General features: G+C 72.8%; 15 protein-coding genes. 12 read left to right on the top strand and 3 right to left on the bottom strand.

The window, feature by feature from the left end; translation table 11 throughout:
* Nucleotides 1-1,850: 1,850 nt before the first annotated feature.
* The gene (locus HHX30_RS39945) at nucleotides 1,851-2,900 is read left to right on the top strand and encodes a hypothetical protein (protein WP_249351039.1); all 1,050 of its coding nucleotides are present in this window, start codon (nucleotides 1,851-1,853) and stop codon (nucleotides 2,898-2,900) included.
* 83 nt (nucleotides 2,901-2,983) lie between these two features.
* Here HHX30_RS39945 and HHX30_RS39950 read toward each other — a convergent pair whose 3' ends face one another.
* Nucleotides 2,984-3,910 carry an MBL fold metallo-hydrolase gene (locus tag HHX30_RS39950; RefSeq protein WP_310742376.1) on the bottom strand — a complete coding sequence of 309 codons (927 nt, stop codon included), beginning with the start codon at nucleotides 3,908-3,910 and terminating at the stop codon, nucleotides 2,984-2,986.
* 104 nt (nucleotides 3,911-4,014) lie between these two features.
* Here HHX30_RS39950 and HHX30_RS39955 point away from each other — a divergent pair, with 104 nt between their 5' ends.
* Nucleotides 4,015-4,707 (top strand): single-stranded DNA-binding protein, encoded by a 693-nt coding sequence (locus tag HHX30_RS39955; RefSeq protein ID WP_169989146.1) that lies wholly within the window; start codon nucleotides 4,015-4,017, stop codon nucleotides 4,705-4,707.
* Here the strand turns inward: HHX30_RS39955 and HHX30_RS39960 are convergent.
* Nucleotides 4,682-5,908, bottom strand: coding sequence for a DUF1015 family protein (locus tag HHX30_RS39960; protein WP_249351042.1), 1,227 nt, complete (start codon nucleotides 5,906-5,908; stop codon nucleotides 4,682-4,684). The two genes, HHX30_RS39955 and HHX30_RS39960, sit on opposite strands and share 26 nt — an antisense overlap.
* An 87-nt stretch (nucleotides 5,909-5,995) precedes the next feature.
* Between HHX30_RS39960 and HHX30_RS39965 the strand changes: the two genes are divergently transcribed.
* Nucleotides 5,996-6,427 (top strand): tetratricopeptide repeat protein, encoded by a 432-nt coding sequence (locus tag HHX30_RS39965; RefSeq protein WP_169989148.1) that lies wholly within the window; start codon nucleotides 5,996-5,998, stop codon nucleotides 6,425-6,427.
* A gap of 20 nt (nucleotides 6,428-6,447) precedes the next feature.
* Nucleotides 6,448-7,452: an HAD-IIA family hydrolase gene (locus HHX30_RS39970; RefSeq protein WP_169989149.1), complete on the top strand. Its 1,005-nt coding sequence runs from the start codon at nucleotides 6,448-6,450 to the stop codon at nucleotides 7,450-7,452.
* 281 nt (nucleotides 7,453-7,733) lie between these two features.
* On the opposite strand, the gene HHX30_RS39975 is transcribed toward HHX30_RS39970, so the two are convergent.
* Nucleotides 7,734-8,081: an SCP2 sterol-binding domain-containing protein gene (locus tag HHX30_RS39975; protein ID WP_169989150.1), complete on the bottom strand. Its 348-nt coding sequence runs from the start codon at nucleotides 8,079-8,081 to the stop codon at nucleotides 7,734-7,736.
* A 424-nt stretch (nucleotides 8,082-8,505) separates the two neighbouring features.
* Here HHX30_RS39975 and HHX30_RS39980 point away from each other — a divergent pair, with 424 nt between their 5' ends.
* The 8 genes from HHX30_RS39980 to murJ all read left to right on the top strand — a co-directional run bounded on the left by HHX30_RS39980 (nucleotide 8,506) and on the right by murJ (nucleotide 17,869).
* On the top strand, nucleotides 8,506-8,727 hold the full coding sequence (locus HHX30_RS39980) for a hypothetical protein (RefSeq protein WP_169989145.1): 222 nt from the start codon (nucleotides 8,506-8,508) through the stop codon (nucleotides 8,725-8,727).
* Between the two features lie 73 nt (nucleotides 8,728-8,800).
* Complete coding sequence (locus HHX30_RS39985) at nucleotides 8,801-9,610, top strand: TlyA family RNA methyltransferase (protein WP_311923053.1); 810 nt, start codon at nucleotides 8,801-8,803, stop codon at nucleotides 9,608-9,610.
* Nucleotides 9,611-9,644: 34 nt separating this feature from the next.
* Entirely contained in the window at nucleotides 9,645-10,583 is a 939-nt protein-coding gene (locus HHX30_RS39990) for an NAD kinase (RefSeq protein WP_169989159.1), read from the top strand.
* A 181-nt stretch (nucleotides 10,584-10,764) separates the two neighbouring features.
* Nucleotides 10,765-12,534, top strand: coding sequence for a DNA repair protein RecN (recN, locus tag HHX30_RS39995; RefSeq protein WP_169989152.1), 1,770 nt, complete (start codon nucleotides 10,765-10,767; stop codon nucleotides 12,532-12,534).
* 455 nt (nucleotides 12,535-12,989) lie between these two features.
* Nucleotides 12,990-14,186: a putative cytokinetic ring protein SteA gene (gene steA / locus HHX30_RS40000; protein ID WP_249351052.1), complete on the top strand. Its 1,197-nt coding sequence runs from the start codon at nucleotides 12,990-12,992 to the stop codon at nucleotides 14,184-14,186.
* Nucleotides 14,183-15,160, top strand: a complete 978-nt coding sequence (locus tag HHX30_RS40005) for a copper transporter (protein ID WP_169989154.1) — start codon at nucleotides 14,183-14,185, stop codon at nucleotides 15,158-15,160. The genes steA and HHX30_RS40005 overlap by 4 nt, the downstream gene beginning before the upstream one ends.
* A gap of 40 nt (nucleotides 15,161-15,200) precedes the next feature.
* A complete protein-coding gene (locus tag HHX30_RS40010) occupies nucleotides 15,201-16,148 on the top strand; it encodes a hypothetical protein (RefSeq protein WP_169989155.1) in 948 nt (315 codons plus the stop codon).
* Between the two features lie 68 nt (nucleotides 16,149-16,216).
* Complete coding sequence (murJ, locus tag HHX30_RS40015; protein ID WP_169989156.1) at nucleotides 16,217-17,869, top strand: murein biosynthesis integral membrane protein MurJ; 1,653 nt, start codon at nucleotides 16,217-16,219, stop codon at nucleotides 17,867-17,869.
* Nucleotides 17,870-18,063 lie beyond the last annotated feature (194 nt).

Here is an 18,063-nt window from a genome sequence, read left to right on the forward strand (position 1 = left end):
CGCCGGACAATCTTTATAGAAGGGCCACCCCGTTTCGGGGTGGCCCTTCTGTGTTTATGGGGTCATGTCGTCGCTCCGGCGCCAGGTGGACCTGGCGGATGGGAGCGAAAGCGCCCATCGAGGCCCGGGCGGTGGTGACGGCGCGCTAGGCTGGCAGTGCCGAGCCACCCCACGGGTGGCCTTCGTCGCATCGGACGAGAAGCGAAGGCTGCGGCGGACGCGATCTCAGCGGACCTGCGGCGAAACAACGTGTCTTCCCTGGAACTCATCGGGTATGGGGTGGATCCCCAATAGTCAGGACATCGGGAAGACAGAGCCCTGCGGCCGGCGAACCGGACGCGGTGAGCAAGCAACAGAGGACAGAAGTGAACAGAGAAGACGGGCGCGACGGCGCGGGCCGTGGCGGAGACAACCGCGAAGAGAGCAGAGACCGGGGCGAGCGCGCCGGGGGATTCCGCGGTAACGGAGGAAGCGGCGGCTTCGGCGGTCGTTATGGAGAGCGGCGAGAAGGCTTCCGCAGCGACCGCAGCGACCGCAGCGATCGCGGCGATCGCGGTGAGCGCCCGTTCCACTCCGACAGGCGCGGCTCCCGCGACCAGGGCGGTCCGTCCGGTCGACGGTTCGGTTCACGCGATCGCGATGACAGGACGACCGGCTCCTACGGGGATCGCGAAAGGAGCGGCGGCTACCGCGACCGGGATGACCGCGGTCGCCGTCCCTTCGGCGCCGCGGATCGTGCGGGCGGCCGTACCGACGATCGCGGTGGGTACCGCGACCGCGACGGGGGGCGGAACTTCGAGCGCGGCGGCGACCGGCCGCGCGGCGCCGGAGGCTACGAGGGACGCCGGGATCGCACCTACCAGGACAGGGACGCCTCGCGGACCGATCGGCCGCGCCGCTCGTATGCGGACCGCGACGACTCCCGCGGGAGCCAGGGCTTCCGCGACCGCGAGGAGCGGGGCGGTCGCCCGTTCCGGTCCGATGACCGCGGCAGCCGGCCGTACGGGGAGCGCCGCACGGATCGTCGGGAAGGCGGAGGGTACGGAGACCGGCCCCAGCGTCAGGGCGGCGGTTTCGGCGGACGTTACGGCTCCCGCGAGCGCGACAGTCGCGACGGCCGGGAGAGCCGGGAGAGCAGGGAAGGCCGCTCCTACACGCCTCGGTACGAGCGCGACGATCGTGACGGGTCCGGCGGTCGCCCACCGCGACGTCCGGACCAGGAGCGCGGTTACGGCCGTGACGACAGGGGTGGCAGGGGCAACGAGCGCCCGGACCGTCCCCGGCGTCCCTACGGCGACCGAGGCGGGGACAGGGGCCCGAACCGAGGCTTCGGGGGAGAAGATCGGCCGCGGCGTCCGTTCGGGGACCGCGACGCCAGAGGCGGCGAGGACAGGCCCAGGCGTTCCTACGCGGACCGGCAGGACGCGGGCGGCGGTGATCGCTACCGTGACCGGGACTCCTCCTTCCGCGACAGGCCGCGCCGTACGTCGGAGGACAGGCCTGGCGGGTCCTTCCGCGACCGCGACGACAGACGTTCCGGCGGTGACCGTGAGGAAGGGGCTCGGACGTTCCGTGGGCGTGCGCCTGGTTCCGGTGACCGGCCGCGGCGCGAGTCCGGCGGTGACCGCGGAGGCCGTCCCTTCGGCAGGGATCGTGACGAGTCCAGGTCCTACGGTGGCGACCGCGGCGCGGCGCGTCCTTTCAGCCGTGACGATCGGGGCGGCAGCCGGGCCCGCTACGGCAGGCCGGACGAGCCGAGCAGGCCGAGGACACGCGAGGAAATCCCCCCGCTGGAGCCGGACATCACGCCGGACGAACTGGACCGGGAGGCGCGTGCGGAGCTCCGTTCATTGCCGAACGACCTTGCGGACCTCGTGGCCAGCCACCTCGTGGCGGCCGCCCGCGCGCTGACCGCGGAGGAACCGGACAGGGCGTACGAGCACGCCAAGGTGGCCCGCCGCTTCGCGGGCAGGATCGGCGTGGTCCGCGAGGCGACCGGCATCGCCGCCTACCACGCGGGTCAGTACGCCGAGGCGCTGGGAGACCTTCGCGCCGCGAGGCGGATCACCGGCTCGGACGAGTACCTGCCGATCATGGCGGACTGCGAGCGCGGCCTTGGACGGCCCGAGCGGGCACTCGACCTCGTCCGGTCTCGTGAGGCCGAACGGCTGGACCGCGCGGGCCGGATCGAGCTGGCCATCGTGGAGTCCGGGGCCCGTCGTGACCTCGGTCAGCACGACGCCGCTGTCATCACGCTGCAGCGGGTTCCGGAACTGCGCGACCCCCAGCCCAAGCCCTGGTCGGCACGGCTGGCCTTCGCTTACGCGGACGCCCTGGCCGACGCGGGCCACGAGGAGGCGGCGACCGACTGGTTCGCCCGCGCCATGGCGTTCGACGAGGACGGCGAGACCGACGCGGCCGACCGCTACGCCGAGCTGACCGGCGCACTCATCGAGGACCTGGAGGAGGACCACGACGAGTCCGGCCCCGAGGGCGGTGACATCCTCGACGACCTCCTCGACGACGAGGAAGAGGAAGACGAGGAGGAGATCGGCGACGAGGACACCCCGGAGACGGTCAAGGACGAGGAAGACCAGACCGGCATCCCCGGCGAGGTCGTCCCGACCGGTGAGCCCGCGGACCACGACCCGGCGCGCGACGCTTCGGCAGACGACGCTTCGGCAGACGACGGCTCGGCGGACGATGGCTCGGCGGACGATGACGCGCACGTGCCTGCGACGTCCTCGGCCGCAAAGGAGGCGCCCGGTGCCGACGAGAGCGATCGGCCTTCGGAGAAGGAGAGCGGGCCGTCCTACGGCCCCGCGTTCATCGAACCGAACTTCGGCGACGTGCTCGACGATCCGGAGGACTCCGAGGACCGGGTGAAGCGCCAGCCCTGAGATGTTCGAACGGGCGTCGCCGCGGCGGCGCCCGTTTCCTTTTGCCCCGCAAGAAGCATCCGCCTCCAACCGGGACGCCGAGGTCAGCGCGGGGTGCGGTCCAGCCAGTGCATGATCCCCGCGACGTTCGACGGTGCGCCGCTCAGCAGTTCGAACTGCTCGGCGGTGGCCGCGTCGGCGCGCAGCGCGGCGTACCGCTCCCGCGTCCGGTCGCGCACCATCGCGACGGCGTGGTCGAGGTCGAGACCCTCGGCCCTGGCCCGCCTGGTGAGGTCCACCCAGAGCCGGAGTTCCTCGGCAGACCGTTCGAGGGTCGTGGGCACGTCCTCCACGGGCCCGTAGTGGCTGAACAGCAGCCGCTGCGGTCTCAGGGCCGTGAACAGCGCTATCGAGTCGAGAGCGACGTCGAGGTCGAAGTCCGGCGGCGGCGTTGCGGGCCGGAGGTCTCCGGTCTCGGGCAGATACACGCCGGCGGCATCGCCCACGTAAAGGTCCCCCGTGAGCGAGTCCAGCAGGCCCACATGGTGCTTGGCGTGACCGGGGGAGTAGTGGCTCGCCAGGGTGCGGCCGTTGCCCAGGTCGATCGTCCCGGTGTCGCCCAGGGCCCGGATGCGGGCCGCGTCGGTGGGCGCGAGAGTGCCGAACAGTACGTCGAGCTTGTCGCCCCAGACCATCTTGGCGCTCGCCATGAGCCGGGACGGGTCGGCGAGATGGCGGGCGCCCTTCTCGTGAACGACGATCTCCGCGGACGGATAGTACTTCGCGATGTCTCCCACGCCGCCCGCGTGATCCAGGTGAATGTGGGTCACCACGACGGTCGCGAGATCGTCCGGTCCCACCCCGAGGGACGACAGGGCGTCCCTGACCACGGGAGCCGAGGTCGAGGTGCCCGTCTCGACCAGGCACGGACGGTCGCCGAGGATCAGATAGCCGGCGGTGATGCCGGAATAGCCCGCCATCCGCGTGTCGATCTCGTAGACGTCGCCGCCGAGTGGAGTCACGTTGTCCACAGCCCACTCCTGTAACTAGAACCGGTATCCACAGAATGGCATTCAGGGAGTCGCCGGCCCAACCCGGTCGCGCACAGTGATCTCGGTGGCAGAGAGGAGATCACATGCACCGCAACGAGGTGACGCTGGCCGGGCGGCTGTCCCTGGAGCCGGCGCACCGGGAACTGCCGAGCGGAGCCCTGCTGACACAGTGGCGCCTCGCGGTCCGCAGGCCCGGAGGCCGCCCGAGCTTCCAGCGGTCGGACGCGATCGAATGCGCGACCTTCGACGACGGGGTGCGCGACATGCTGGCCGGCTGGCAGCTCGATGATCTGGTCGAGGTGGAAGGCGCGCTGCGCCGCCGCTGGTGGCGCGGCGGCAGTCGCTACGAGATCGAGGTTCACAGGGCACGCCGCGTCGAGCCGGCCGTGCCCGCGGGGAGGCGGCGCAGGAGGACTCCCCGCGCCGATGACGGCACCGCCGCTGGGGACGCCACCGTTGGGACCGCTCAAGTAGATGCCGAAGCCGAAGCGGCTGATGTCGGCGAGGCGTCCGTGAGCGATGCCGTCGCTGAAGCCGCCCAGGCGGACGCCCCAGTCGCGGATGCCCAGGCCGAGGTGGCTGAGGTCAGGGAGGCGTCCGTGAGCCATGGGGCCGCAGGGGCGTTCTCCGGCGGTGCGGCTCAGCCCGCAGGCCTTCCGGGTTCTCCCGGCGGGCAGGCCGCGGCGTCTCCCGCGCCGTCGTCCTGCCGTCAGCACGTCGCCGACTCCGCGCAGCCCGCCGGCGAGGTGGTCAGTCAGTGGCGAAGGTCCGCATGACCAGGCCCGTCCTGGGCTTGGGACCGAACGAGGTCGACTTGCGCGGCACCCGTTCACCCTGCGCCGCGACCGTGAGGACGTCCTCCGTGGACAGCGGATTCAGCAGCACCGCCGTTCCACCGAGCCGGCGCGCCCTGTCCACGGCGGCGAGCGCGTCGTGGTGCACGACCATCACCGACTGCTCGCTGTCGGTGATCCCCCACACCTTGGGCAGGAGGAACGCCGTGAGGACCGAGGTGTCGAGCATCCGCCACCGCGCGGACAGCCCGGACGGCATGGCGTGCTCGACCTGCAGCGGGTCCGGATCCGTCAGCAGGTGGGCGGGTCCGTCGCCGGCGAGCACGAAGGCGGGGCCGGTCGCCGTGGCGAGGCCCGCGAGGGCGTCCTCGACCAGGGGGAACTCGTGGACCTGCCAGGCGCCCTTGGCCCGGGCGGCGGCCTCCTGCAGGGGCAGCCCAGGAATGACCCGGTGGATGGCCCTGAGGTCGGGCGGGTAGACCGTGGAGTCGACCAGGTACGCCAGGCCGTAGTCCCAGGGCCCGGGCCCGATGTGGTCCTTCTGCAGTGCCTCGTAGGTGGCATAGCGGTGGTGACCATCGGCGATCAGCGCCTGGCGATCACGCAGGTCCTCCGCCACGGCGTCGATCTCGTGGACATCGGTCACCGCCCAGAGCCGGTGGTGCACGCCCTCACGGGTCCGGACGTCCATCAGGGGGAATCGCTGTGTCGCCACGTCGTCGACGAGCCGGGAGGCGGTGCCGCCGCCCTCGTACAACAAGAAGATCGGCTCGAAGTTGGCCTGTGTGGCCCGCATCAGGGCGAGCCGGTCGGCGACGGGTTCCGGCAGCACGTTCTCATGCGGAAGGATCGAGGCCGACCCGACCCCCACGCCACCGATCAGGCCCCGCTGCAGGAAACCGACCCCGCTCTGCTCGTACACGTACAGGCCGGGCAGGGAGTCGACCGCCAGCACTCCCTCGGCGAGCCATTCGCCCAGCGCTGCGCTCGCCTCGCCGTAGTGGCTGATTCCGGGAAGGATCAGGCGCACTACGTTGTTCGGATGACGACTGAGCAGTTCCCGCAGTTCCTCGGGGGAGATGAGGTCATACGGTGGGGAGGTGACAGCGGCCAGGTCGTCCACCGCGTATCGGACGCCGTGGAACGGACGTAGCACCAGTCCCGCCCGTTCAGAACTCTCCATACCGGGCATGTTGCCATAAGTGCCCGGACTCCCCGACGCTGCGGTGCCCGGTTGCTTGCGAAATCGGAGTGCAGGAGGGCTTACCCGATGATCGAGGGGCGAAACGAGGCATTTTCTTCTTCCAATGATCCGGGCGGTACGCCTTCCGGTGGTGTCTACGAGTGGTTCCAGCGCGGCATGAGACTGCTCGAAGAGGGCAGCCCGGCCGCGGCCGCGGCGATCCTGGAGCACGCCGCACGGGCCGAGCCCGACTCGCGCAGCATCCGCGAGGCCCTCGCCCGCGCCCAGTTCAACTCCAAGCGATACGACGAGGCCGCCGGCAGTTTCCGCTGGATCGTCGACGCCAATCCCGCCGAGGACTACGCCTACTTCGGTCTGGGCCTGTCGCTGTGGCGCAGCGGAGACGTCGAGGGAGCGCAGGAGCCGCTCGCGGTGGCGGTCGCGATGCGCCCCGACCTACGGCACTACGTGTCCGCGCTGAAGCAGGTCCGGGCCACGCTGCGGGCGAGGCGTGCGTGACCGTAGGCCATACTTCCGCCATGTCAGAAATCACCGGCACCCTCGCGGACGCCTACGACACGTTGCTGCTGGACCTCGACGGTGTCGTCTATCTCGGGAAACAGGCGGTTCCCGGTGCGCCCGAGGCGCTGGTCAAGGCTCGGGACCTGGGCGTGCGGCTCGCGTTCGTGACGAACAACGCGAGCCGCACACCGGGGGCGATCGCACAGCACCTCAATCATCTGGGCGTTCCGGCCGCCCCGGCGGATGTGGTCACATCCGCCCAGGCAGCCGCCCGGCTGATCGCGGAGCACGTGCCGGCGGGCTCGGCCGTCCTGGTCGTGGGGGGCATGGGACTGCGGATGGCGTTGCGCGAGCACGGCCTGCGGCCCGTCACGACGGCCCTGGACGCTCCCGCCGCCGTGGTGCAGGGGTTCGCCGAGCACCTGTCCTACGGGCTGCTGTCCGAAGGGGCGCTCGCCGTACGTCAGGGAGCCTGGTTCGTCGCGGCCAACGGCGATGCGACGATGCCGACGGGCCGGGGCGAACAGCCCGGGAACGGGGCGATGAGCCGCGTGATCGCCACCGCCGCGGGTGTCGAACCAGTGGTCGCGGGCAAGCCGGAGCCGCCGCTGCATCGGGAGTCGATGATCCGTACCCGCGCCGAGCGGCCGCTGATCGTGGGCGACCGGCTCGACACCGACATCGAGGGCGCGACCCGGGCCGGCGTCGACAGCCTGCTCGTGCTGACCGGCGTCGCCGGCCCTCTCGACGTGCTCACCGCCGCGCCCCGGCACCGGCCCACCCACATCGCCGCCGACCTGTCCGGCCTGCACGCGCCCATGGTCCCCGTACGGCGGAGTTCGGGCGGCTGGACCTGCGGCGACTGGACCGCCGCCTGGCAGGACGGGGAGCTCGTGCTGACCGGGGAGGGCGACCCCGTCGAGGGGCTGCGCGCCGCGTGCGCCGCCACCTGGGAAGCCGCGGGGGACGGTCAGGCGGACGAGGACGCGGTCAAGGGCGCCCTGGCGTCGCTCGGCCGCTGACCGGCGTCAAGAACGGCGGCCGTGCACGCTTTCCGGTGAGGGCTCACCGCTTTACGGGGCCGCTGCTTCACGCGGTGACCGGGGCCAAGGTCATGACGGCAGTGGCACGGCCTCGGGTGCCGACTCACCGCTCCACGCGGCCACTGCTTTACGCGGTGACCGGAGTGCCTGCCCGTCAGGGCGGCCGTTCACGAGGTGACGGCCGCCGCTTCGGACCCCGCAGCCGCGGGCGCGGTGCGTCTCGCGATCCGGGGTCCGCTCAACGGGATGGGCGGGAGCGGTCAGAGGAGCTTGCGCAGACGCAGCAGATCGCCGAGGCTCGCGTCGATCTTGATGCGGCCGCCGAGCAGCGCGCGGCCCATGTCGAGGTCGCCGTTCACCATCGAGACCAGGTCCTCGCTCTTGAGCGTCAGCTTGACCTCGGCGGGCCGCCCGTCCTCCGGGGGCACCTCCTTGAAGGGGTCGAGCCCGTTCCGGTGGAGGCGGCCGTAGAACGTCACGCCGAGATCGGAGATCCGGCAGGCCAGCCGGCGTTCGACCACGTGCCTGGCACGGTCCTCCTCGCTGATCTCGTCGAACTGCTTGACGAGCTTGTCCAGCGCCGCCCGGCACTCCTCGACGGTCGCCATGCGCCTGCCTCTCTTCTCACGGACCGTGTCTTCTCGTGGACCGCTTCGCCTCGTGCCGTGCGCGGATCAGCGGTCGACGATGTGATTTCCCCTCCACCTACCGACAGTAGCTTTCCACCGGCGGGCTGCGCGAAATCCGCGCCGGGTCATGGAACGGCAACCGCCCCGGGGGCGAGACCATGCGAGGGAATGTCTCGCCGTCCCTCGCCGAACGGCCGGATGGCGCACGATCGTCGGTGGCGTCCGATAGCGTCGAGGCGACCAGCGCCGTCGCGGCCCATACCGGGGACCGCCGCGGCATGGGCCGCGTGCGCGTACGGCACGTCCGGGGCCCGGTCCGGCGAGAGCACGGGCCGAGGCCTCCGGCGCGAGTGTGAGACCGCGCGCGGAGGATCGTGACGGGGCAGCGCAGCAGGAAGGGACCATGACGGACAGCGGTATCGCGGCCGGGGAACACCTCGCCTCGGGCGCCGACGGCGTGCAGGCCGCGTTGTCGCCTCTCGGACGGCTGGCGCACGTGCCGGTGTCCGAGCACGTGGGCGTCTTCGAACAGGTCCTGGCCGGTCTCGAAGCGGTGCTCGCGTCCGTGGAGGATGCCGGGGGACCGCAGGCCGGAGCCGGCGGCAACGAAGAGAGCGACCGGTGAGTGCCACGAGAGCGGCCGCGGTCGCCGGGAGCCGGACGCACCCGGCACGCGGCGCCGCGGCGGGGTGGGTCCGGTGAAGCGCGTCCGGCTGGACAGCGAGCTCGTGCGCCGGGGGCTCGCCCGTTCCAGGGAGCAGGCGGTCCAGCTCATCGAGGCGGGCCGGGTCAGCGTCGGAGGCCGGGTGGCGGGCAAGGCGGCCACCCAGGTGGACACCGCCGCCCCCATCGTGGTCGCCGAGGCGGCGGAGGGCCCCGACTACGTGTCCAGGGGCGCGCACAAGCTGCTCGGCGCGCTGCGCGCGTTCGAGGGGCTCCGCGTGGAGGGGCGCCGATGTCTCGACGCGGGAGCCTCGACCGGCGGCTTCACCGATGTGCTGCTCAGGCATGGTGCCGCCCACGTGCTCGCGGTCGACGTGGGGTACGGCCAGCTCGCCTGGTCGCTGCGCACGGACGAGCGGGTCACGGTGATGGAGCGGGTCAACGTCCGCGACCTGACCCCTGAGATGGTGGGCGAGCCGCCGACGCTGATCGTCGGGGACCTGTCCTTCATCTCCCTCCGGCTCGTCCTGCCGGCCCTGGCGGGCTGCGCGGCCGAGGTGGCGGAGTTCGCGATGCTGGTGAAACCCCAGTTCGAGGTCGGCAAGGAGCGCGTGGGGCAGGGAGGCGTCGTACGCGACCCGGCCCTGCGGACGCAGGCGGTGCGGGACGTCGCGGTGTCGGCGCGCTCGCTGGGCCTGACGGTCAAGGGCGTGACGGCGAGCCCGTTGCCGGGACCGTCCGGGAACGTGGAATACGTGCTGTGGCTCGGGAAGGGACCGGGACACGAGCCCGTTCCCGACGTGGACGCCGCCATCGACACGGCGGTCGCGGAGGGACCCCGGTGAGCGCGGGCGGCGAGGCGTGGAGACGATGAACGCGATGAGCACGGGCGGCGCGGCGGGCGACCGGACGGACGCCAAGAGGACCGTCCTGGTGACGGCGCACACGGGCCGGGAGGCGGCCGTGCGCAGCGCCCGCCTGGTCGTGGAACGGCTGATCGAGGCGGGCATCAACGTCCGGGTGCTCGACGAGGAGGCCGAGGAGCTCGGCCGTGTCCACGCGGAGGTCGTCCCGGAGAACGGGGCGGCGCTGGAGGGGGCCGAGCTGATCATCGTCCTGGGCGGTGACGGCACGCTGCTGCGCGCGGCCGAGCTGGCCCGTCCGGCCGCGGTGCCGCTGCTCGGCGTGAACCTGGGCCATGTGGGCTTCCTCGCCGAGGCGGAGGTGGAGGACCTGGCGTCCGTGGTGGACCGGGTGGTCGAGGGCAGCTACGAGGTCGAAAAGCGCATGACGGTCGAGGTCGTCGTGCGCCTCAACGGCTCGGTGCTCGCCCGGACCTGGGCGCTCAACGAGGCGTCGGTCGAGAAGAAGGACCGCATGCTGGAGGTCGTGGCGGAGATCGACGGCCGCCCGCTGTCGCGCTGGGGGTGCGACGGCGTGATCTGCGCGACCCCCACCGGGTCGACGGCGTACGCGTTCTCGGCGGGCGGCCCGGTGGTGTGGCCCGAGGTGGAGGCGCTGCTCCTCGTGCCCAACAGTGCCCACGCCCTGTTCGCCCGGCCGATGGTGGTCTCGCCGAAGTCCACGCTCGCGCTGGAGATCCTGCCCGACACCAGCGCCGGCGTGCTGTGGTGCGACGGGCGCCGCCGCTTCGACATCCCGCCCGGCGCCCGCGTGGAGGTCCGCAGGGGCGAGGTGCCGGTGCGGCTGGCCCGTCTGCTCGGCGTGGAGACCACCGGTGCGCCCTTCACCGACCGTCTGGTGGCGAAGTTCGGCCTGCCGGTGCAGGGCTGGCGGGGCCGGGTGCGCTCCGGCTGATCGCGAAGGCGCCGCGGTCCACAGCGCAGTGTGGCGGTTGGTGGCGATATGCCGGATGAGCAGGCATTTCATGTCCACAGATCTTCGTTCGGGTCGCGGGCCGGACACGCCGTCCTCGAAAATCTTGACGAGTTACGCGTAGGATCTCTGGCGAGTTCGGTCGGCAAAACGGGAGGGACCAGTGCGGCCACGGGTCGAGGAGGTCCGCATCCAGGGGCTCGGCGTGATCGACGAAGCCATCCTGGAGCTGTCACCGGGATTCACCGTCGTCACGGGTGAGACGGGAGCCGGCAAGACGATGGTCGTCACCGGCCTCGGCCTGCTGTTCGGCGGGCGGGCCGACCCGGCCAGGGTCCGGCCGGGCGCGGACAAGGCCACGATCGAGGGCACGCTCGTCATCGAGCCGGGGGGCCGCGTGGCCCAGCAGGTCGCCGACGTCGGCGGCGAGGTCGAGGACGGGCAGCTCATCATCTCCCGGTCGGTCTCCGCCGAGGGCCGCTCCCGTGCCTGGCTGGGCGGCCGTGCCGTGCCGGTGGGCACTTTGACCTACATCGCCGACGACCTCGTGGCCGTGCACGGCCAGATGGACCAGCAGCGGCTATTGCAGCCCGGCAGGCAGCGCGCGGCGCTCGACCGCTACGCCGGCGACGAGCTGATCAAACCCCTGCGGGCCTACGAGCAGGCATACAAGCGGCACAAGCAGGTGGGCGAGCTGCTCCACGAGCTGACCGTCAAGGCCAGGGAGCGGACGCAGGAGGCCGACGTGCTGCGGTTCGGCCTGGAGGAGATCGAGAAACTGGAGCCCCGGCCGGGAGAGGACGCGGAGCTGAAGGAGGAGGCCGAGCGGCTCTCCCACGCCGACGCGCTGCGCACCGCCGCCACGACCGCGCACACGGCGCTGCTCGGGGATCCGATGTCGGGCGCGCAGGACGTGCAGGACGCCGTGTCGCTTCTCGGTCACGCCAAGGCGGCCGTGGAGTCGGTGCGCGACTTCGACCCCGCGCTCGCCGGGCTCGCCGACCGCCTGGCCGAGGCCGGTTACCTGGTCTCCGACGTGGCCACCGAGCTGGCCGCGTACGCCGAGTCGGTCGAGGCCGACCCGGCGCGGCTCGCGGCGGTGCAGGAGCGCAGGGCGGCGCTGAACGGCCTCATGCGCAAGTACGGCCTGGACGTCTCGGCCGTCCTCGCCTGGGCGCAGCGGGCCGCCGAGAGGCTGTCGGAGCTCGACGGCGACGACGAGCGCATCGATGAGCTGACGCGGGAGCACGGCGAGCTCACCGAGCGGCTGGGCGAGCTGGCCGGTGAGCTGACCGCCATCCGCACCGCCGCGGCCGAGCGGTTCGGCCGGGCGGTGACCGAGGAGCTGACCGCGCTCGCCATGCCGCACGCCCGGGTGAGCGTGGCGATCACCGCCACGGAGGGCTTCGGCCCGCACGGCGTGGACGAGGTCGAGCTCCGGCTGGCCTCGCATCCCGGCGCGCCGCCGCTGCCGCTGACCAAGGGCGCCTCGGGCGGTGAGCTGAGCCGGGTGATGCTCGCCATCGAGGTGGTCTTCGCCGGCGCCGACCCCGTGCCGACGTTCGTGTTCGACGAGGTCGACGCCGGTGTGGGCGGCAAGGCGGCCGTGGAGATCGGCAGGCGGCTGGCCAAGCTCGCCAGGACCGCGCAGGTCATCGTGGTCACCCACCTGCCGCAGGTGGCGGCCTTCGCCGACCAGCACCTCGTGGTCGAGAAGGCGAGCGACGGCAGCGTGGTCCGCAGCGGCGTCGTGACGCTCGACCAGGAGGGTCGGGAGCGGGAGCTGTCGCGGATGCTCGCCGGCCTGGAGGACTCCGAACTCGGCCGGGCGCACGCGGCCGAGTTGCTGTCCATCGCCGCCGGCGACAAGGCCGCCTGGGAGAAGCAGTCCTCGGGTGGGTCCAAGCGCTCGGGCCGCCGAACCGCCGGCTGAGCGCCGCACACCGGCCCCCCGGGCTGAGCGCCGCGCACTGGCCCCCCCGGGCTGAGCGCCGCGCACTGGCCGGGCGCCGCGCACCGGCGTTCCGGCTGAGCGCCGCGCACCGGCGTTCCGGCTGAGCGCCGCGCACCGGCGTTCCGGCTGAGCGTCGCGCGTCGGCCCCGGGCTGAGCGCGTGTGTCCCGAGGCCGTCCCCGGCCCGCCCGGGGCGTACACTCGGCGGAGCGCGCGCGGGGGTGACGTTTGGATCGGGGCGCGCCGGGAAGCAGTCAAGCCCCGGGAACGAGGGGGCGAGGAAACGGGGGTCGGACGGCGTCGCGGAAGGTGTGCGTCAACCCCGGATGCCCCCGGTCGGCGCACCTCGGCAACATCCCCGACTTGCAGTGAGAAATCAGACGAGCCGTGGGGTGTGGAAGCGTGGCGGTCGCCGCCTCTGGCAGGATGGTCATGATGAAGGTCCCGAGCTTGAATGTTCCGGGCCTCCGCCGCAGGAAGGCCGAGGGCCTTCCCGGGGTGACGGCAGTGGCGAGAATCGACAGGCGGACGAAGAGGCTGACCAAGCGCCTCAAGCCCGGGGAAATCGCGATTATCGATCACGTCGACATCGACCGGGTCAGCGGGGAGGCCCTCGTCGCGTGCGGCGTGGCGGCCGTGGTCAACGTCGCCGCGAGCATCAGCGGCCGTTACCCCAACCTCGGGCCGCAGATTCTGATCGACGCGGGCATTCCCCTGATCGACAACGCGTCGCCGGAGCTGTTCGAGCGGATCGCGGACGGCGACGTGATCCGCGTCCACGAGGGCATGGTCTACCTCGACGAGGAGCTGATCGGCAAGGGGCAGCCGCAGACCGCCGAGAGCGTCGAGGCGGCGATGACCGAGGCCCGCGCGGGCCTGGCCGTCCAGATCGAGGCCTTCGCCGCGAACACGATGGAGTACGTCCGGCGCGAGCGCGACCTTCTGATCGACGGGGTCGGCGTGCCCGACATCCGCACCTCCCTGGAGAACCGCCACGCCCTCATCGTGGTGCGGGGCTACCACTACAAGGAGGACATCGCCACGCTGCGGCCGTACATCCGGGAGTACCGCCCGGTGCTGATCGGCGTGGACGGCGGTGCGGACGCGCTGCTCGACGCGGGGTACGTGCCCGACATCATCGTGGGCGACTTCGACTCCGTCTCGGAGAAGGCGCTGTGCTGCGGCGCCGAACTGGTCGTCCACGCCTACCGCGACGGGCGGGCTCCGGGGTTGGAGCGGGTGCACAAACTCGGCCAGGAGGCGGTCGTGTTCCCCGCGACCGGGACGAGCGAGGACATCGCCATGCTTCTCGCCGATGACAAGGGCGCCACGCTGATCGTCGCGGTCGGCACCCACTGGACGCTCGACGAGTTCCTGGACAAGGGCAGGTCGGGCGCGGCGAGCACGTTCCTCACCCGCCTGCGGGTGGGCAGCAAGCTCGTGGACGCCAAGGGTGTGAGCAGGCTCTACCGCAGCCGGATCTCCACACCCTCCCTCCTGCTGCTCGTGGCCACCACGCTGGTCACGATCGGCGTCGTGCTCTCGGTGTCGCCGATCGGCCAGGTGTGGCTGAACGGCCTGCGCGTGGCCTGGAACGGCTTCATCTTCTGGCTGGTCGGACTCTTCTCGTGATCGATTTCCGTTATCACCTCGTCTCGATCGTGGCGATCTTCCTCGCGCTCACGGTCGGCATCGTGCTGGGCAGCACCGTGCTCGAGCCCACGTTCTTCAAGTCGGCCGAGGAGATGACCGCGTCACTGCGGCAGGCCAACGAGAAGTACCTGACGCAGATCTCGGAGCTGCAGACACGCGAGGAGGGCGGCGACTCGCTGGTCACGACCCACCTGCCCGAGCTCGTACGCGGCCAGCTCGCCGGGGAGCGCGTCGTGCTCGTCGAGGCTCCGGGCGCGTCGGCCGCCCTGCGCGACCCGATCGAGAAGCTCGTGACGAGTGCGGGCGCCGTCTACAGCGGCAGGGTCAGCCTGACCGAGAAGTTCACCGACGCCGAGCAGGCGAACGTGGTGGACGGGCTGGCCGCCAACCTCGCCCCGGCCGGCACCGCCTTCCCCGACGGGGCCTCGCCCTACGACAAGGCCGCCGCGATCCTCGCGAGCGCGATCGTGACCAACGACCGTGCGCAGGCGGGCCGGGTCAACCCGGCGGCGACCGCCGTGCTGGAGTCGTTCCAGGCCGGCGACTTCCTGACCCTGAACGGCGATCCGGAGCAGCGCGCCACGATGGCCATCGTGGTCGCGCCGTCTCAGCCGTACGAGGGAGAGGACGCCGCTCACCAGACGGACGCGATGGTGTCTGTGGCGGCCGGCCTCGACACCGGCGCTCTCGGCACCGTCCTCGCGGGCACCGTCACCGCCTCCGGCACGGGCGGGGTCATCGCGGCCCTGCACGACACCGGCGGCGTGGCCTCGGCCGTCTCGACGGTCGACACCGTCGATTTCGCCGCGGGCCGTGTCGTCGTGGTCTACGCTCTGCGGGAGCAACTGACCGGCCGTTCCGGCGCGTACGGCGTCGGCAGCGGCGCGACGGCGTTCGAGCCCGCGGTGACCGCGCCCAGCCAGACCCCCACCCCGGTGGCGAGCCGGGGCTGAGCCGCCCGCCGGCACACCAACGGAGAGAAGGGCAACAGCCGTGGCCACACGTTCCCAGGCCGGCACCCGCGCCGCCGCGGCGCTCGGGGCCGCCGTCGGCGCCGCGCTCGGCGCCGTCGCCGCGCGCGCCGCCTTCGCCGCGTTCCGGCGCCGCCCGCCCATCGGTGACGAGAAGACCGCCGACGAGTACTGGACCCGGGTCAACCACCGGGGCGAGCCGGTCACGCTGCTGGAGGGCCCGGCGTTCGCCGCCGGCGCGGTCGCCGCCTCCGCCCTCGCCCCCGGCCTGCCCGTACGCACCCGTGCGGCGGCCGTGCTCGCCGGCGCGGGCAGCGGCGTCCTCGGTGCGTACGACGACCTGTTCGGCTCGACCTCGTCGAAGGGGTTCAAGGGGCACCTGGCCGCGCTCGCGCGCGGCGAGGTGACCAGCGGCGCGGTCAAGATCCTCGGCATCGGCGCGACCGGGCTCGCCGCGGCGGCGCTCGCCCCCCGCGACGGCCGGGGCATGGTGACGCGGTCTCTCGACACCCTCGTCGACGGCGCGCTGATCGCCGGCAGCGCCAACCTGGCCAACCTGTTCGACCTGCGGCCCGGCCGCGCGATCAAGGTCGGGCTGCTCGCCGGGGCGCCCCTGCTGGCCGCCTCGGTCGCGGCGCCGTACGGCCCGCGCTCCCGCCAGGCGGCCGCGCTGACCGCCGTTCCGCTGGGCGCGGCGGCGGCGCTGCTGCCCGAGGACCTGGGCGAGCGGGCGATGCTCGGCGACGCCGGGGCGAACGCGCTCGGCGCGCTGCTCGGCCTGGCGGCCACCGCCCGGCTGGGCCGGCCCGGCCGGATCGCCGCCCTCGGTGTCGTCGCCGCTCTCACCGCGGCCTCGGAGAAGGTCAGCTTCACCAAGGTCATCGCCGGCAACCGAGTGCTCAACCGCCTGGACATGCTCGGCCGCCGCGCTCCGCAGACCGCCCCCGGCACGTCGGGGCCGCGCGGGTGACCTGGACGACCAGGGTCGTCCGCGACGGCGTACGGCACCGGCATGGATAAGCGGCGTGGATAAGCGGCATGGTTAGACGACTCGGGGCGGGGATCGCCGGGGCGGCGGTCCTCATCGGGGTCATCACGGTCCTGGCCCGGGTGACAGGCTTCGCCAAGCAGCTGGCGTTCGCCCGCACGGTCGGCACGAACTGCCTCGCCAGCGCCTACTACACGGCCAATAACGTGCCGAACATCGTCTTCGAGGTCGTGGCGGGCGGCGCGCTCGCCGGGATGGTCGTCCCAGTGCTCGCCGGCGCCGCCACCAGATCGGACGGCGGGGCGCGCGACGAGATCGGCCGGATCGCCTCCGCGCTGCTGACCTGGGTGCTGGTGCTGCTGGTGCCGCTCGCGGCGCTGACCACGCTGGTCGCGGTGCCCGTGGCGCGCCTGCTCGTCGGCTCCGAGGTGGGAGGCTGCGACCCCGGTCAGGTCGCCGCCGTGGCCGCGCGCATGCTGGTCGTCTTCGCGCCGCAGATCCCGTTGTACGGCATGGCCGTGGTGCTCTACGGCGTGCTGCAGGCCCATCGCCGCTTCTCGGGGCCGGCGCTGGCGCCGCTGGTGTCGAGCGTGGTGGTCATCGTCGCGTACCTTGCCTTCGGTCCGCTCAGCGGCGGCCACAAGGATCCCGCCACGGTGCCGGGACCGGCCGAGATCGCGCTGTCGGCGGGCACGACGCTCGGGGTGCTGGCCCTGGTGGTCACCGTGGTCGGGCCCACGTGGCGGCTCGGCCTGCGGTGGCGGCCCACGCTCCGCTTTCCCGAGGGCGTCGCCGTACAGGTGCGGCGGCTGGCCCTGGCCGGGCTGAGCGCGCTGGTCGCCCAGCAGGCCGCCGCGGCGATCCTGATCCCTGTGGCCAACCGCGTCGGCGGGGGCGCGTTGCCCGCCTACAACTACGCTTGGGCGATCTACCAGGTGCCGTACGCCGTGCTCGCGGTGCCCATCGCGACCAGCGCGTTCCCCGCGCTCGCCGCACGGGCACAGGCCGAGGCCGAGGGCTTCGCGGCGCTGGCGGCGCGGACGACCCGTGCGGTTGTGCTGGTCTGCGGCCTGGCGGCGGGCGCGCTCGCCGCCATCGCGGGACCGGTCGCGCACGTCTTCCTCGCCCAGGCGGACACCGAGGTCGCCGCGGCCGAGTTCGCCCGGGGGATCGCGCTGTTCGCGCCGGGGCTGATCGGGTACGGCCTGGTGGCCCACCTCAGCCGGGTGCTGTACGCCGCGGGGCAGGGCAGGGCGGCGGCCCGGGGGCAGGTCGCCGGATGGCTGGTCGTGGCCGTCGCCCAGGTGGCGTTCGTCATCGTGCTGCCGGACGGCTGGGGTCTGGGCGGGCTCGCGCTCGGCCAGGCGGCCGGCATGACCGTGGGGGCCGCGCTGCTGCTGGCCTCGGTCGTGCGGGCGCGGGGAGCGCGGGCCGTCCACGGCGTCGCGCGGGCCGGTCTGGCAGCCCTGCTGGGCGGGGGTGCGGGGTTCCTCGCGGGAGCGGCGGCCGCCCGGCTTCCCCTGGCGGGGGCAGGGCCGTGGGGCGGTCTCCTCACGGCCGCTCTGGCCGGTCTGACGGCCGTGGTCGCGGGGCTCCTCGTCGCCGCGCTCGTGGACCGCGCGGACCTGGCGGCCGCCCTGTCCGGAGTCAGACGCGGGAGAGTCGCGAGTCCGGCGGACCCGCCGGCCGAGGAGGCGGTGTGAGCGAGCGTAGCGAGCGAGTAGATGAGCACGGTGCCTGGCGCATGCCACTCCGAGCCGCAGGCGAGGAGGTGGCATGAGTAGCCCTGTGTCAAGCCGCCGCCTGTTGATCTTGTCTGAGCAGGGCCTGGAGGGCTCCGTGCTTGGCGGGGTCGTAGGCGACGCCGTCCTGCCAGCAGTGCCAGATCACATACAGC

The sequence above is a fragment of the Microbispora sp. H10836 genome (genome assembly GCF_012999525.1).
Classification (GTDB): Bacteria; Actinomycetota; Actinomycetes; order Streptosporangiales; family Streptosporangiaceae; genus Microbispora.

Coding starts and splice junctions, on each gene's coding strand:
- HHX30_RS39955 (WP_169989146.1), top strand. CDS start 4,015: ATGCACCGCAACGAGGTGACGCTGGCCGGGCGGCTGTCCCTGGAGCCG.
- HHX30_RS39960 (WP_249351042.1), bottom strand. CDS start 5,908: ATGGAGAGTTCTGAACGGGCGGGACTGGTGCTACGTCCGTTCCACGGC.
- HHX30_RS39965 (WP_169989148.1), top strand. CDS start 5,996: ATGATCGAGGGGCGAAACGAGGCATTTTCTTCTTCCAATGATCCGGGC.
- HHX30_RS39970 (WP_169989149.1), top strand. CDS start 6,448: ATGTCAGAAATCACCGGCACCCTCGCGGACGCCTACGACACGTTGCTG.
- HHX30_RS39975 (WP_169989150.1), bottom strand. CDS start 8,081: ATGGCGACCGTCGAGGAGTGCCGGGCGGCGCTGGACAAGCTCGTCAAG.
- HHX30_RS39980 (WP_169989145.1), top strand. CDS start 8,506: ATGACGGACAGCGGTATCGCGGCCGGGGAACACCTCGCCTCGGGCGCC.
- HHX30_RS39990 (WP_169989159.1), top strand. CDS start 9,645: ATGAGCACGGGCGGCGCGGCGGGCGACCGGACGGACGCCAAGAGGACC.
- steA (WP_249351052.1), top strand. CDS start 12,990: ATGAAGGTCCCGAGCTTGAATGTTCCGGGCCTCCGCCGCAGGAAGGCC.
- murJ (WP_169989156.1), top strand. CDS start 16,217: ATGGTTAGACGACTCGGGGCGGGGATCGCCGGGGCGGCGGTCCTCATC.